This window comes from Mesorhizobium sp. CAU 1732, assembly GCF_039888675.1.
Classification (GTDB): domain Bacteria; phylum Pseudomonadota; class Alphaproteobacteria; order Rhizobiales; family Rhizobiaceae; genus Aerobium.
Genome location: NZ_JBDQQR010000002.1, coordinates 413652 through 428910 on the forward strand (window position 1 = coordinate 413652; position 15259 = coordinate 428910).

12 protein-coding genes are annotated in these 15259 nt (G+C 63.5%); 5 read left to right on the forward strand and 7 right to left on the reverse strand.

Annotation, left to right across the window (positions count from 1 at the left end; translation table 11 throughout):
• The first annotated feature begins 28 nt into the window (after window positions 1–28).
• The 4 genes from thiB to AAFN55_RS19745 all read left to right on the forward strand — a co-directional run bounded on the left by thiB (window position 29) and on the right by AAFN55_RS19745 (window position 5106).
• Entirely contained in the window at window positions 29–1024 is a 996-nt protein-coding gene (gene thiB / locus AAFN55_RS19730; protein WP_347800682.1) for a thiamine ABC transporter substrate binding subunit, read from the forward strand.
• A 67-nt stretch (window positions 1025–1091) separates the two neighbouring features.
• Complete coding sequence (gene thiP / locus AAFN55_RS19735) at window positions 1092–2699, forward strand: thiamine/thiamine pyrophosphate ABC transporter permease (RefSeq protein WP_347800683.1); 1608 nt, start codon at window positions 1092–1094, stop codon at window positions 2697–2699.
• The gene (gene thiQ / locus AAFN55_RS19740) at window positions 2696–3424 is read left to right on the forward strand and encodes a thiamine ABC transporter ATP-binding protein (protein WP_347800684.1); all 729 of its coding nucleotides are present in this window, start codon (window positions 2696–2698) and stop codon (window positions 3422–3424) included. The genes thiP and thiQ overlap by 4 nt, the downstream gene beginning before the upstream one ends.
• 251 nt (window positions 3425–3675) lie before the next feature.
• Window positions 3676–5106: a M48 family metalloprotease gene (locus tag AAFN55_RS19745; protein ID WP_347800685.1), complete on the forward strand. Its 1431-nt coding sequence runs from the start codon at window positions 3676–3678 to the stop codon at window positions 5104–5106.
• Window positions 5107–5185: 79 nt separating this feature from the next.
• Here AAFN55_RS19745 and AAFN55_RS19750 read toward each other — a convergent pair whose 3' ends face one another.
• The 5 genes from AAFN55_RS19750 to AAFN55_RS19770 all read right to left on the reverse strand — a co-directional run bounded on the left by AAFN55_RS19750 (window position 5186) and on the right by AAFN55_RS19770 (window position 11504).
• Window positions 5186–6049 carry an RNA polymerase factor sigma-32 gene (locus AAFN55_RS19750; RefSeq protein ID WP_347800686.1) on the reverse strand — a complete coding sequence of 288 codons (864 nt, stop codon included), beginning with the start codon at window positions 6047–6049 and terminating at the stop codon, window positions 5186–5188.
• Between the two features lie 289 nt (window positions 6050–6338).
• The gene (locus AAFN55_RS19755; protein WP_347800687.1) at window positions 6339–6917 is read right to left on the reverse strand and encodes a CarD family transcriptional regulator; all 579 of its coding nucleotides are present in this window, start codon (window positions 6915–6917) and stop codon (window positions 6339–6341) included.
• 382 nt (window positions 6918–7299) lie between these two features.
• The gene (gene fdxA / locus AAFN55_RS19760; RefSeq protein ID WP_347800688.1) at window positions 7300–7638 is read right to left on the reverse strand and encodes a ferredoxin FdxA; all 339 of its coding nucleotides are present in this window, start codon (window positions 7636–7638) and stop codon (window positions 7300–7302) included.
• Between the two features lie 119 nt (window positions 7639–7757).
• Window positions 7758–8144 carry an RNA-binding S4 domain-containing protein gene (locus AAFN55_RS19765; protein ID WP_347800689.1) on the reverse strand — a complete coding sequence of 129 codons (387 nt, stop codon included), beginning with the start codon at window positions 8142–8144 and terminating at the stop codon, window positions 7758–7760.
• Window positions 8145–11504, reverse strand: a complete 3360-nt coding sequence (locus tag AAFN55_RS19770; protein WP_347800690.1) for a helicase-related protein — start codon at window positions 11502–11504, stop codon at window positions 8145–8147.
• A gap of 776 nt (window positions 11505–12280) precedes the next feature.
• On the opposite strand from AAFN55_RS19770, the gene aqpZ reads away from it, so the two are divergent.
• The gene (aqpZ, locus tag AAFN55_RS19775; protein WP_347800691.1) at window positions 12281–13006 is read left to right on the forward strand and encodes an aquaporin Z; all 726 of its coding nucleotides are present in this window, start codon (window positions 12281–12283) and stop codon (window positions 13004–13006) included.
• Between the two features lie 56 nt (window positions 13007–13062).
• Here the strand turns inward: aqpZ and phbB are convergent, their stop codons facing one another.
• Window positions 13063–13788 (reverse strand): acetoacetyl-CoA reductase, encoded by a 726-nt coding sequence (phbB, locus tag AAFN55_RS19780; RefSeq protein ID WP_347800692.1) that lies wholly within the window; start codon window positions 13786–13788, stop codon window positions 13063–13065.
• A gap of 116 nt (window positions 13789–13904) precedes the next feature.
• Window positions 13905–15080, reverse strand: a complete 1176-nt coding sequence (locus AAFN55_RS19785) for an acetyl-CoA C-acetyltransferase (protein WP_347800693.1) — start codon at window positions 15078–15080, stop codon at window positions 13905–13907.
• Window positions 15081–15259 lie beyond the last annotated feature (179 nt).

Here is a 15259-nt window from a genome sequence, read left to right on the forward strand (position 1 = left end):
CCCTTGAACACGAACCAAGGAGGCGCCGATGCGCAATTCTCTTCTCACCCTGTCCGCACTCTCGCTCATGGCCGCACCTGCGTTCGCGCAGGAAAAGCTCACCGTCTACACCTATGACAGCTTCACGGCGGATTGGGGGCCAGGCCCCGCGGTCGAGAAGGCCTTCGAGGCGGAATGTTCCTGCGATCTCGAATTCGTGGCCGTCGCCGATGGCGTGGCGCTTCTCAATAGGCTGAAGCTGGAAGGCGCAGGCAGCGCCGCCGACATCGTGCTCGGGCTGGACACGAACCTGACGTTCGAGGCCAGGGAAACCGGGCTCTTCGCCGAGCATGGCATCGCGCTCGACGCGGTCGATGTTCCCGGCGGCTGGAACGACGATATTTTCGTTCCCTTCGACTACGGCTACTTCGCCTTCGTCTACGACACAGAAGCGCTCGACACGCCGCCCGCGAGCCTGAAAGAGCTCGTCGATGGCGATCCGGAGGACAAGATCGTCATCCAGGATCCGCGCACCTCGACGCCGGGTCTCGGGCTGCTGCTTTGGGTCAAGGCGGTCTATGGCGACGATGCGGTCGAGGCGTGGACGAAACTTCAGAAGCGCGTCCTGACGGTCACGCCCGGCTGGAGCGAGGCCTACGGCCTGTTCACCAGCGGCGAGGCGCCGATGGTGCTCTCCTACACCACGTCGCCAGCCTACCACGAGATCGCCGAGGATTCGCAGCGCTACAAGGCTGCCGCCTTCGCGGAGGGGCACTACCTCCAGGTCGAGGTGGCCGGCGCGACGAGGAAGGGCGCGGAGAACCCGCTTGCGAAACAGTTCCTCGAATTCATGACGGGCCCCGGCTTCCAGGATGCGATCCCGGAAACCAACTGGATGTTCCCCGCGGGCGCGATGTCGAAGCCGCTCAATCCGGTCTTCGACGCACTGGTCAAGCCCGCCGAGACACTTGAGTTCACACCGGAGGAAGTGGCTGAAAACCGCCAGAACTGGGTGAACGAATGGCTCGGCGTGATGAGCCGGTAACGACATGACGGCGGATGGGGCGGCAAGCTGATGGACCGCATGCCTTCACGCCCCCCTCCGGCCTGCCATGGATAGGATCGACCGCCGCGTCCTCGCGGGCATCATAGGCCTCGCCGCGATCGCGATCCTGATCGGCGGGGCCTTCTCAGGCCTCGCAGTCGAGGCGTTGAACGACTGGTCGGGCGCTGTCTCGGCGCTCGACGCCTACCTTTTCCGTGTTGCCCGTTTCACCGTCTGGCAGGCGGCATTGTCGACGATCCTGTCGGTGCTTCCGGCCCTGTTCGTGGCGCGCGCGCTCGCGCGCCACCCGCATTTCCCGGGGCGTGCATTCATCTTGCGCCTTTTCGCCCTGCCGCTGGCACTGCCGGCGATCGTGGCAGCCCTCGGCATCCTTGCTCTGCTTGGGCGAGCAGGCATTCTCGCACAGCCGCTGACGGATGTTCTCGGCGCGCGATGGCAAGGGATTTACGGGCTCTCGGGCATCCTCGTCGCTCACGTTTTCTTCAATCTGCCACTCGCCACGCGTCTGCTGCTCCATGCGTTGGAAACCGTTCCGGCCGATCAGTGGCGGCTGGCGGCACAGTTGGGCATGGGCGCGCGTTCCTCGTTCAGGCTCATCGAGTGGCCCGTGCTCCGCGCCGCACTCCCAGGCGTTGCCGGCCTCGTCTTCATGCTCTGCGTGACCTCGTTCACCATCGTTCTGACGCTCGGCGGCGGTCCTCGCGCCACGACGCTGGAAGTCGCGATCTACCAGGCGCTGCGCTTCGATTTCGACCCCGCACGCGCCCTGGCGCTCACCGCATTGCAAATCGTGCTGACCGTCGTGGTGGTGATTCTCCTGACGCGAACCGGCGCAAACATGGCCGGCGACGCCAACCTGCCCGTCGCGCCAAGACGACCCGTCGTGGCCGGTCGTGCGGAACGACTCACAAACGGTGCGACCATCCTCGCGGCGCTTGTTTTCGTTGCCGCACCGCTCGCCGCGACGATCATCGCGGGACTGCGGGCCGATCTGTCGCGCCTCGCCGTGGATCCAGCCGTCCATGCGGCAACGGTGACCAGCCTGCTTCTCGCATCCCTGTCCGCGTTTCTGTGCGTCGCGCTTTCGCTGTCGTTGACGATGGCACGACGGGCCATGGAAATGCGCAGACCGACAAGCGCTGCTCCGTCGCTGCTTGAGCGTATGCTCGACACCGGCGCAGGCTTCGTTCTCGTGGTGCCGCCCATCGTCGTCGGCGCTGGGTGGTTCATCCTGCTGCGCCACACCGGCCAGGTCTTCGCAATCGCGCCGGTCATGGTCGTGACCGTCAACGCGGTCATGGCGATGCCTTTCGCGATCCGCGCGATTCGTCCGGCTTGGGATGCGGCAAGCGCACGCAACGATCGCCTATGCGCCTCGCTGGGCATCACCGGAACGAACCGCCTTCGCCTGATCGACTGGCCGTCGATCCGTGGACCGGCCCTGATGGCGCTCGCCTTCGCCATGGCGCTCTCATTGGGCGACCTCGGCGTCATCGCGCTCTTCGGCAGCGAGTCCGTGCAGACATTGCCCTATCTTCTGCTGGCGCGAATGGGCAGCTACCGGACGGAAGACGCGGCGGGTCTCGCTCTGTTTCTGGGCGCGCTATGCCTGCTTCTGATGCTGCTGGTGGATCGATCGAGAGCGAAATCATGACCAAATCTACGGCTCAACAAGGAGCATCGGTTCGGCTCGACGACGTCGCCTTCAGCTTCGGCGAGACGACAATGCATTTCGATCTGTCGATCGAGCCTTCGCACATCGTCGCGATCATGGGACCCAGCGGCTCGGGCAAGACGACCCTCCTGAACCTGATCGCGGGCTTCGAGCAGCCCGCCTCCGGCCGTGTCGTGATCGGCGAGACGGATGTGACCGGCATGCAGCCATCGACGCGGCCCGTCTCGATGATCTTCCAGGAAAACAACCTGTTCGCCCATCTCGACGTCGCCAGAAATGTCGGGCTGGGACGCTCCCCGTCGCTGAGGCTGTCGGCGCAGGACCATGCCGACATCGCAGCCGCCTTGGAGCGCACCGGTCTTGGCGGAAAGGACAAGCGGCTTCCGTCGGAACTCTCGGGCGGCGAGCGCCAGCGCGTGGCGCTGTCACGCGTTCTGGTGCGCGATCGCCCCGTCCTGCTGCTGGACGAGCCATTCGCCTCGCTCGGACCCGCGCTACGCCTCGAGATGCTGGATCTCCTGCGCGATCTCCACGCGGAGCGTGCAATGACCGTCCTGATGGTCACGCACCAGCCCGAGGACGCGAAGGCAATCGCCCAAAGCATCGCCTTCGTCGAGAACGGCCGCATCGCGGCCTTCGACAGGACGCGGACGATGCTGTCCGGCAACGCGCCTGCGGCATTCAGGGCTTATCTCGGCGGATGACGCCGCCCGGCGCCAAAAGCGCCCGGAAGCCGACACAATTTGGCGACAAACCCCAGCCAAATCCGAAATCATGGCTACAAGTCGCAAAAGGTTGACTTGCGTGAGAGCCATTGCAACCGTTCTGAACCGAAATGAGTTATAGAGTTCGAGCGAGACGAGAGGAAGCCGAACTGCCGACATCAAACAAGGACTTGGCGAAGGACCGGGCACACCCGGCCCGCGGCTTCCAGCGCGGGCTGTTTGCGCTTGTCATGACGACTGCGCTCGCTGGCTGTCAGGTGCTCGATTCGGCAAGCACCACCGACGCGTTCAAGCCATCCGCAAATCCGGTGACCGTCGATACGGTGACCCGCAACGATCGCATCGTTTCGATCGCGCGCGAGCAGCATCCGCGGATTCTCGCGACCTATGGCGGAAACTACTCGGACCCCAAGCTTGAGCGCATGGTCGCAAAGGTGGTTGGCACGCTGACGCTGGATCCAGAAAATCCGAACCAGACTTACCAGATCACCATCCTCAACTCGCCGAACATCAACGCCTTCGCCTTGCCCGGTGGATATCTCTACGTCACACGCGGCCTGCTTGCGCTGGCCAACGATTCCGCTGAGTTGGCGGCGGTGATCGCGCATGAAATGGCGCACGTGACCGCCAATCACGGCATCCAGCGCCAGCAGAAGGAAGCCGAGGAGGTTCTTGCTTCTCAGGTGGTGAACGACGTTCTGGGCGGCGATCCGGCTGCCCGCGTGGCGCTTGTCCGCGGCAAGCTGAGGCTCGCTCAGTTCTCGCGAAACCAGGAACTGGAAGCGGACGCGATCGGCATCAAGGCGATCGCGCGCGCCGGCTTCGACCCGTTCGCAGCCGCGCGTTTCCAGCAGTCGATGGCTGCCTACGGAACCTCGCGCAGCGTGACGGGCGCCGTCGATGAAAATCTCGATTTCCTCGCGAGCCACCCAACCGCGCCGCAGCGCATCGAACTTGCCTTGCGCCATGCCCGCCAGTTCGGCGCGCCGGGTACGGGCAACCGGGATCGCGACTCGTTCCTCGCAGGCATCGACGGCATGCTGTTCGGCGACACGCCCGACGAAGGCTACATCAGGGGCCGTGTGTTCCTGCATCCCAAGCTCGGCGTCACCTTCGCGGTTCCGGACGGCTTCGTGATCGACAATTCGGCGGCAGCAGTGACGGCGGCGGGGCCCGGCGACATCGCCGTGCGCTTCGACGGGGTGCAGATCGACCAGCGGGTGAGCCTGTCGGACTATGTCCGTAGTGGCTGGGTCGCCGGTCTCGACCAGCAGACCATTCGCCAGACGACGATCAACGGAAACGAAGCCGTGACGGCAAAGGCGCGCGCCGAAGGCTGGCAGTTCGACGTCACCGTCATCCGCTCGTCAGGGCAGGTCTATCGCCTGTTGACCGCAGCGCCTGCCGCAAGCAACCAGCTCGACGCGATCGCGAGCCAGGTCGGCGGAAGCTTCCGCACGCTGACGCCCGCCGAACGCGAGGCCTTGCGCCCGTTGCGGATTCGTATCGTAACGGTTCAGCCCGGCCAGACGGTCGCGACGCTCGCTGCTCAGATGCAGGGCGTCGATCGCAAGCTCGACATGTTCCGCCTGATCAACGCCATGGGTGCCGGCGCGACCGTTTCGGCAGGCTCCAAGGTCAAGATCATCACCGATCGCTAAAGCATTTCAGGCTTTCACCGAAACACCCCCTCCACCGCCTACGGCGGTTGGAGGGGGTGTTTCGCGCAAAGAAGCGTCGTCAGGCGGCGCTTTGCATGACATTCGCGTCGATCTGGACCAATGCGACCCGCAGCTTCTCCAGCGCCCGGCCCTCGATCTGGCGTACGCGTTCCTTGGAAATTCCCAGCGCGCTGCCGAGCGACTCCAGCGTCGCACCCTCGTCCTGCAGCCGGCGCTCCTTGATGATCTGCAATTCGCGCGCGTTGAGCGTGGCCAGCGCCTTTCGCAGCCAGTTTGTCCGCCGCTCGTCGTCGATCGTCTTGGTGACGATCTCGTCGGGAAGCGGCTGATCGGAGACGAGAAAGTCCATACGGTCCGAACCGCCGTCATTGTCGCTCGAGACGGGCGCATTGAGCGAGGTATCGGGCCCAGACAACCTCGCATCCATCATCGCGACATCGGCAATGGACACGCCCAGCGTCGACGAGACCTCGCGGTAGAGATCATCGCTCGACAGCGCGTTCGTTCCCTGTGACAGGCGCGCGCGCAGCCTGCGGAGATTGAAGAAGAGCGCCTTTTGCGCCGAGCTGGTGCCGCCACGCACGATCGACCAGTTGCGCAGAATGAAGTCCTGCATCGACGCCCGAATCCACCATGTCGCATAGGTCGAGAACCGGACCTCGCGCTCCGGCTCGAACCGCGCTGCCGCTTCGAGAAGGCCGACATGGCCCTCCTGGATGAGATCGCTCATCGACAGGCCGAAATGACGGAATTTCGATGCCATCGAGATGACGAGGCGCATATGTGCCACGGTTATCTGGTGCAGCGCCTGCTGGTCGCGGTTTTCTTTCCAGCGGACGGCAAGGTCGTGTTCCTCGCCACGCTCGAGATACGGGGCCTTCATCGCCTCGCGGATCATGCTTCGCTTTGCTGGGTCGTCCATCCTGCGCTCCCAATCTTGCGACGGCGTCTGGTCAGTATCTCACGCCACCCATCCAGGCTTTCAGTTGCCACTCCTTTGGAGTTGCAGCCGTAGACCCCCTGCAAAGCAAGACGAATATCGACGTCAAAAGTTCCGTGGCGGCGTGGCAAATCTCAAGATCGTTACCATCGACGCAAGCTCGGCCCCACAGATTCCACGCCTGTCCCGTGGCCGTTTCTGGGCAGGGAAACAAAAAGAACCCGGCCACAAGGACCGGGTTCCGATAGTCTCGACGTTGGGGAAAGATCGCTTACGCGGCCTCTTCCTGCTCCGTCTCTGCTTCCTCGTTGTCGGCCTTGGCGCCGCGCTTCGGACCCTTGTTCAGGTTGGTCTCGATGAGACGCACCGCTTCGGTGTCCGACATCTTGTTCACGGCGGCAATCTCGCGCGCCATACGGTCGAGTGCCGCTTCATAGAGCTGGCGCTCGGAATAAGACTGCTCAGGCTGGTTCTCAGCGCGATAGAGGTCGCGAACGACTTCCGCGATCGAGATCAGGTCGCCCGAATTGATCTTCGCGTCATATTCCTGAGCACGACGCGACCACATGGTGCGCTTCACGCGGGCGCGGCCCTGCACGACCTTGAGCGCGCGTTCGACATAGTCGGTCTCGGACAGCTTGCGCATGCCGATGGACGCGGCCTTCGCGACCGGCACCTTCAGGCGCATCTTGTCCTTCTGAAAGTCGATGACGAAGAGTTCCAGCTTATGCCCGGCGACTTCCTGGTCTTCGATCGCGGCGATCTGGCCGACCCCATGCGCGGGATAGACGATGTATTCGCCGGTCTTGAAGCCGTGCCGCGTCGCGGATTTCTTCTGCTGGGTTGCCATACGCCCTGTACTCCTTGTTATGCCGCGGGCCATTGCGGTCCGCGATTGCGTGTTGGCCGACAAGCCGGCCCGCCAACTGCCTGGACATGACAAAAAAAAAGCTGCGCATCCCGAGAGAAGCCCTGGCACGGACATCGCGGCAAAGCCACGGCCCGGCCCAGATCGCCCTGGTCCTTGATGCGTATCAGCCTTTCAATGATTGGAGCGCTAGCGCCATAAATCGACGTCTGTCATCGGCATGTTGATTGTGTCTAGCACAAAAAGTGGCAAGAATCAAGAATTTGCCGCACGCGCGAACACCGCCGGCAAAAAGCAAGCGTCTAAAGCGGCTTTCATTCGCCGAAATTTTTGCATCGTAGCGATCGATGCTCGGCAGGTTCGATCAATCCCCGTCGCCAGGCTCCGCGGAAAAGTACTTCTCGAACTTGTTCTCGACGCCGTCGAAGTCCTTGGCGTCGGCGGGAGCATCCTTCTTCGCCGTGATGTTCGGCCATTTGGACGCATATTCGGTGTTGATCTGCAGCCACTTGTCGAGGCCCGGCTCGGTATCCGGCTTGATCGCGTCAGCAGGGCATTCCGGCTCGCAGACACCGCAATCGATGCACTCGTCCGGATGAATGACGAGCATGTTGTCGCCTTCGTAGAAGCAGTCGACCGGACAGACCTCGATGCAATCCATGTACTTGCACTTGATGCAATTGTCGGTGACGAGGTAGGTCATAGGGCGGCTCCAGCCGGCATGTCAGTCTGATATCCGGCGGTGAGGTAACGCCTTTGGCGAAACCGCGCAAGGGCGACCATTGCGCGCAAAGCACCTGTGCGGGAACCAAATTCCAACGGCTATTCCTCGTCGCGCAGCGCGTCCGTCAATCGTCGGTCGCGCTTGGTGGGCCGGCCGCTGCCCGGCGCGCGTACCGGGACGAGCGCACCAGCCGAGATGTCGTCCCCTGAGGGCGGTGGCGGTGTCAGATCGTCGTAGAGGGTGCGCGCCTCTTCGGCTGGACCACGTCGCGCACCGCCATCCACCACGCGATAGATCACCACGCGGCGTTCCAGCGTGATGGTCAGCACATCTCCGATCTTCACCGCGTGGGCCGGTTGATCGATCTTCTCGCGATTGAGACGAACACGCCCCGCCTGCACCAGCTTGGCTGCAAGCGAACGCGATTTTACCACGCGCGCGAAGAACAGCCATTTGTCGATGCGCTGACGGGCAGCCGACGCCATCTACTTCTTGAGCTGGTCGCGCAATGCGGCGAGCTTGGCGAAGGGCGAATCCGGATCGATCTTGGCCGGACGCTCCTCGCGCGGCTTACCACCGCCGAAGGCAGGCTTGCCCTTGTCGCGGAAGCCCGGCTTCGAGCGGTCGTCGCGTCCGCCGCCCGCGCCGTCATTGCGACGGCTATCCTGGCGGCGTCCATCCTGACGACCATCCGGACGTCCCTCGCCCGGCTTGCCCTTCGGCTTGCCACGGAAGTGCTCGCGCCCTGCGGGACGCTCCCGCGCCTCGCCCTGGCCGCCTGCCGCCTGGGTGCCTTCCGACGGCGCGCCATCGCGCCGCTGGCCACGACCTTGCGCGGGACCACGCGCATGGCGCTGTCCCTGGTTGCGACGCCCTTCGAAACGGGCAGGACGCCAGAGCAGGATCGGCTTGGGCGCTTCGGCCGGCTCTGCACCCGCCTCCGCTGCCTCGACCGTCTCCAGCGCCGGCTGAGCAACCACAGTGTCAGCGTCTGCTTCCCCGCTCGAAGCGTCCTCGACGGGCGCAGCTTCCGCGTCCTGTGCGGTCGCTTCATGAGACCGGTCGGCCCGAGCGTCCTCTGACGAAGCCGTCTCCGAAATTTCTGCAGGAGCCTCTTCAGTCGTTCCCGCGTCTGCCACCGCAGCCTCTGCAACGACTGTCTCGACCTCGGCGGCCACCGTTTCGGCTTCGGCTGGTGTCCCCGCCTCGGCCTCGATCGGCGCGTCCCCGGCTACCACTGCACGCGTATCCTCGGCAGCAGGCGCAGCCGGTTCGGCTGCGGCTTGCGCGGCGGCCGCCTTTGCCTGCTCGGCGGAAGCGGCCTTGGCCGCGGCAGCCTCGTGTTCCGCCGCGTCGAACGCGTCGAGCTTCGCCTGCACATCCGCCGCCGACTTCGGTTCGGCGCGGTAACCCAGGCCCTTCAGGATTTCTTCCATGTCTTCGGCGGTCGCGCCGAGGATCGACATCATCGCGGGCGTCACGATGAACGCCGCGCCGTCGAACGCGCCTTCGGGGCGTTTGCCCGTACCCGCACGCCACGACAGGGCCGGGCGAATAAGATCGGCAAGGCGCTCCAGAATATCGACGCGCACCGCGCGACGCCCAAGCGAGCGATAACCCGCCAGGCCATAGAAGGTCGGCTCGAACGATGTATCGACAACAAGCGACGTGCGGCCGGAAGCCAGTCCGTTGACCACGTCGCCGAAGCCCGGTTTGTCCTTGCCGTCGTTGCGCAGCGCCCAGAGCAGCGTCACGAGACCGGCCGGACCCGGCTTGAGAAGCGCCGGCACGAAAATGTGAAACGCACCGAAGCGGACGCCGAGACGACGCAACGCCCCACGGGCATCCTGGTCCAATGCTTTGACGTCGTCTGCCACGTCGCGGCGATTGAGGATGCCGAAATTCTCGACCAGCCGGAATGCGATGCCGCGCGCGATGCCGGTGAGCTGGTCCGCATTCTTCAGATCGAAGAGCGGCTTCAACAGTGTCTCAATCTGGTAGTGAACGAAGCGCTCGGCACGCGCCGCGACCTTGTCGCGCGCAGGACCGGTCAGTTGCTCGTCTGCCAGAAGAATGACGCGCGGCGACAGATCGTCCTCGCCGGCAGTCAGCGTCGCGACGGGCGAGCCGATCCAGCGCAGCAGCCCGTCGGAGGCGAGCGCGAAATCGCCATTGGCCGCCACGGCGAACTTGTCGGCACGCGTCTCGAATTCCTGCGCAAGCGCCTTCTGCGCGGCAGCCTTAACCGCCTTGGCATCCTCGCCGCCCGCCGATGGATCGGCGGTAAAGCGGAAGCCCTGCAGTGCTCCCACATGGTGTCCCTCGACGACGACGTCTCCGGACGGGTTTATTTCAGCTTCCAGCATTGCGTTTTCTCTCAGGCGCCTCATGAGCACGGAAGTCCTGCGGTCTACGAAGCGTTTCGTCAATCGTTCGTGGAGCGCATCGGACAGTCTGTCCTCTATCTCACGCGTTTTTTCCTGCCAGTGTGCCGGATCGGCAAGCCATCCGGGTCGGTGGGACACGAAGGTCCAGGTGCGGATCTGTGCGATTCTCTGCGACAAGGTGTCGATGTCGCCATCCGTCACATCGGCGCGGCGAACCTGCTCGGCCATGTAGTTTTCATCGACATGGCCCTTGCGGGCCAGGTCGAGATAGATCGATCCGATGATATCGGCATGCTGCGCCGGCGCTATGCGTCGATAGTCCGGAAGCGCGCAGGCCTCCCACAACATCTCGACCCGCTTGGGCGCCGTGGCCAGCGCGACGATCTGCGGATCCTTGGAAAGCTGCTCCAGCGCCCGCGCATCGACCGCCGGCAAAGCGCGGGTCAGGCCTTCCACGGGCGGGATCGTGTCGATGGATCGCTTCAGGGCATCGAGGCTTGAACAGTCCAGCCTGGCGGTTCGCCACTGCAGCACTTTCATGGAATCGAAATTGTGGGCTTCGATGCGGTCTATCAGCTCGTCCGAGAGCGGATCGACCTGACCGGTGACGCCGAATGTCCCGTCACGCAGATGGCGGCCGGCGCGGCCCGCGATCTGGCCCAGTTCGGCGGCGGACAGATCGCGATACTGATAACCGTCGAACTTCCGGTTCTGGGCAAACGCCACATGGTCGACATCGAGATTGAGGCCCATGCCGATGGCGTCGGTCGCGACGAGGAAATCGACGTCGCCCGATTGATAGAGCTCGACCTGCGCATTGCGCGTCCGGGGAGAAAGTGCGCCGAGCACGACGGCCGCGCCGCCGCGCTGGCGGCGAATGAGTTCGGCGATGCCGTAAACCTCGTCGGCCGAGAAGGCGACGATGGCGGAACGCCTCGGCAGGCGCGTCAGCTTTTTCGATCCCGCATAGGCGAGGTGCGACATGCGCGGACGCGTGACCACGGAAATGCCGCGCAGGAGCTTTTCCAGGATGCCGCGCATCGTGCCGGCACCGAGCAGCAGCGTTTCCTGCCGCCCGCGCAGATGCAGGATGCGGTCGGTGAAGATGTGGCCGCGCTCCAGATCGGCGGCAAGCTGCACCTCGTCGATGGCGACGAAGGCGGCATCGGTCTCGCGTGGCATCGCCTCGACCGTACAGACCGAGTAGCGCGCACCGGGCGGCACGATCTTTTCCTCGCCGGTGATCAGGGCAACCTTCGACGCGCCCACCTTCTCGCAGACACGCGCATAGACCTCGCGCGCCAGAAGCCGCAGCGGCAGACCGATGACGCCGCTCTCATGGGCGACGAGGCGCTCGATCGCGAGATGCGTCTTGCCTGTGTTGGTCGGCCCGAGCACGGCAGTCACATCCCGGCCTGATAGGACGAGCGGTCCGTCGTTTCTGGTCTGGATGTTCATCGTGGGAAATCGTGCCCTGTTTGCGCGCGTGCGCGGCGGATGTTTCGGTTAGCACGCCGTCCCGGTGAAGCGAAAGGTGGCGTTTGCCGTTGAAGATAGGTGGCGGTTCGCTCAGCACCAGTGAAAACCGACCACGATTAACAAACGGAACGAGTCTGGAACGAATCAGCGACGAATCACTGACTCGGTGATGTTCCCGATTTGATCACCACAAGATGTTGATTTTCGTCCTGGCATTTCACCACATGCTGAATCGAATGAAACACATCTCGGGTGGATTTGCCGATGCGCGTTAACACTTTTAAGCAGCGCCTTTCACGCTGGCGGCAGCGCACCCACAACCTGCGGCCAAGCGTAAGATTTCATTATGGAATTTTTCATAGCTCGTTAACGTCTGGCCGTTTTGAGCTGCTTTGCCGTTAAGGATCGGCCCAAAGCCGGAACGAATCAGCGACGAATCACTGCCTTCGGAAGTTTCCCGCTTTGTTCACCACAACATCTTGTGTTGCACACAGCTTGTCCACAATAACTCCACAGGCTTTCCACTGCTTGCGAACAGCACATGCAGATAACCGTTAACCCATACGTCCCGATTTGGATCACAGACAGCGGGGGTCACCTCCCGAAAGGCTGCTGCTTCCACCGTCCCTATCGCCACGTCCGCATCGCCATCGGCGAATGTCGCAATTGAACAAGTCTTGTCTATTCGCGCCATAGTTGCATTCTTTCGTTATCCGTGCCTCCTTACGTAACGTTAGTCTAATGGAGGGGTCCACATGACAAAGCGTCTCTTCGCAGAGTGTCTGGGTACGTTCTGGCTCGTTTTCGGCGGGTGCGGCAGCGCGGTTCTCGCCGCCTCCTTCCCGGAGGTCGGCATCGGCCTTCTCGGCGTTTCGCTGGCGTTCGGCCTGACGGTGCTGACCATGGCTTATGCGGTCGGCGGCATTTCCGGCGGCCATTTCAATCCGGCCGTTTCGGTCGGCCTGCTCTTCGCGGGGCGGTTCCCTGCGAAGGATGTCCTGCCCTACATCGCCGCGCAGGTGCTCGGCGCGGTGATCGCGTCCGGCGCGCTCTACCTGATCGCCAGCGGAAAGGCGGGTTTCTCACTGGCGGACGGATTCGCGTCCAACGGCTATGGCGAGCACTCGCCCGGCGGCTATTCGCTGACAGCGGCTCTCGTCGCCGAAGTGCTGCTCACCTTCATGTTCCTGATGATCATCCTCGGCGCGACGGGCAAGAGCGTGCCCCCGGGTTTCGCACCGATCGCGATCGGATTGGCGCTGACCCTCATTCACCTGATCTCGATCCCGGTGACGAACACGTCGGTGAACCCGGCGCGCTCGACTGGCCCGGCTCTCTTTGTCGGCGGCTGGGCTCTGCAGCAACTCTGGCTGTTCTGGGTCGCCCCGCTTGTGGGTGCCGCTCTTGCGGGGATGGCCCATCTGGCCCTCTTCGAAGAACGGGCACCCACGATCGACAATACGGCTATCCCCGCGGAATAGGCCTGCCATCATCCAACGCGAAAACGGCGCCTCCGGACGCGCCGTTTTCATGGAAACTAAACGAAGAACTGCCCGCCATTCGCCGAAATGGTCGAACCGGTGATGAACCCCGCCTCGTCCGAAGCCAGGAAGACCACGCAGCGCGCGATTTCTTCCGGCTCGCCAAGCCTGCCGACCGGGATCTGCGGGATGATGCGCTCGTTAAGCACCTTCTCGTCGATCGCCTTGACCATCTCGGTTGCGATGTAGCCGGGGCAGATCGCGTTGACCGTGATGCCGGCCCGCGCGCCTTCCTGCGCCAGCGCCTTGGTCAGGCCGAGATCGCCCGCCTTGGCGGCGGAGTAGTTGGCTTGTCCCGCCTGCCCCTTCTGACCATTGATCGAGGAAATCGTGATGACACGGCCGAATTTGCGGTCGCGCATACCCGACCACAGCGGATGCGTCATGTTGAAGACGCCGTTGAGATTGGTGTCGACGACCTCGCGCCACTGCTGCGGCGTCATCTTGTGAAACATCGCGTCGCGCGTGATGCCGGCATTGTTGACGACGATGTCGATCGGCCCGAGATCGGCCTCGACCTGAGCGAGACCTGTGACGCAGGCGTCGTAGTCTGCTACCGACCACCGGTAGACCGGGATGCCGGTCTCCTGGTTGAACTTCAGCGCGGCTTCGTCATTGCCGGCATAGTTCGCCGCTACCGCATAGCCGGCGTTTTTCAACCCGACCGAAATGGCTGCCCCGATGCCGCGCGTACCACCCGTGACGATTGCAACTCTGCTCATGGAAGTCCTCCCTTAGCGCTATTCCGGACGGGGAGTTGCGAAGGTTTATCGGGCTCTTTGTCCCTTGCCTTCGCACCCCTCTCCCCTGCCCGGCTAATTTCAATGATTTCTCGTGATCACATCGCCTCGACACACATCGCGACGCCCATGCCGCCGCCGATGCACAGCGTGGCCAGGCCCTTCTTCGAGCCGCGACGCTTCATCTCATAGACCAGCGTATTGAAGACGCGGGCGCCGGATGCGCCGATCGGATGGCCGATGGCGATCGCGCCGCCATTCACGTTCACGATGTCCGGGTTCCAGCCCATTTCCTTGTTGACCGCACAGGCCTGCGCCGCGAAGGCTTCGTTCGCTTCGACCAGATCGAGATCGCCGACCGACCAGCCGGCCTTTTCGAGGGCCTTGCGAGAGGCCGGGATCGGGCCGGTTCCCATGATCTGGGGATCGACGCCTGCGGTTGCCCACGAGACGATGCGCACCAGCGGCGTGATGCCGCGGCGCACGGCGTCTTCCTCGGTCATGAGCACGACGGCAGCCGCGCCGTCATTGATGCCCGACGCGCTCGCGGCGGTGACCGTGCCATCCTTGTCGAAGGCGGGCTTCAGCTTCTGCATCGCCTCGATGGTCGCGCCGTGGCGGATATACTCGTCCTGGTCGACGACGGTCTCGCCCTTGCGGGTCTTCAGCGTGACGGGAACGATCTCATCCTTGAAGCGGCCGGCCTTTTGCGCGGCCTCCGCCTTGTTTTGCGAAGCGACCGCGAAATTGTCCTGATCCTCGCGCGAAAGCTGCCACTGGCGAGCGACGTTCTCCGCGGTATTTCCCATGTGGTAGCCATGGAAGGCGTCCCACAATCCGTCCTTGATCATCGTATCGATCAGCTTGAGATCGCCCATCTTCACGCCGGAGCGCAGATGCTGGGCGTGCGCCGCCATCGACATCGATTCCTGTCCGCCGGCCACGATGACCTTCGCATCGCCCGTCGCGATCTGCTGCATGCCGATCGCGATCGCGCGCAGGCCCGAACCACAGATCTGGTTGAGCCCCCAGGCGGTCGTCTCCTGCGGAATCCCCGCCGCCATGGCGGCCTGGCGTGCCGGGTTCTGGCCCTGGGCGGCCGTCAGGACCTGGCCCATGATCACCTCGTCCACGTCCTTGCCGTCCACGCCGGCGCGCAACAGCGCCTCCTTGATGGCGATGGAGCCGAGCACATGCGCGGGCGTATCCGCGAAGGCTCCGTTGAACGAACCGACCGGCGTGCGGGCAGCACTGGCAACGACGATTGAGGTCATGATGGTTTCCTCGTTTATTGGAATTGTCTTTAGCGCTGTTTTTGCCCGATCGGGGTCCCAAGTCAAATGTGAACGCTGCAGTGCAAAAACAATGTGGATCGCCGCAACGCTGCGCCATAGCGCGCAGAAGGCAGCGATTCCGCCGGTCCTGGGGCGGAACACATCAAGACAAATGACAT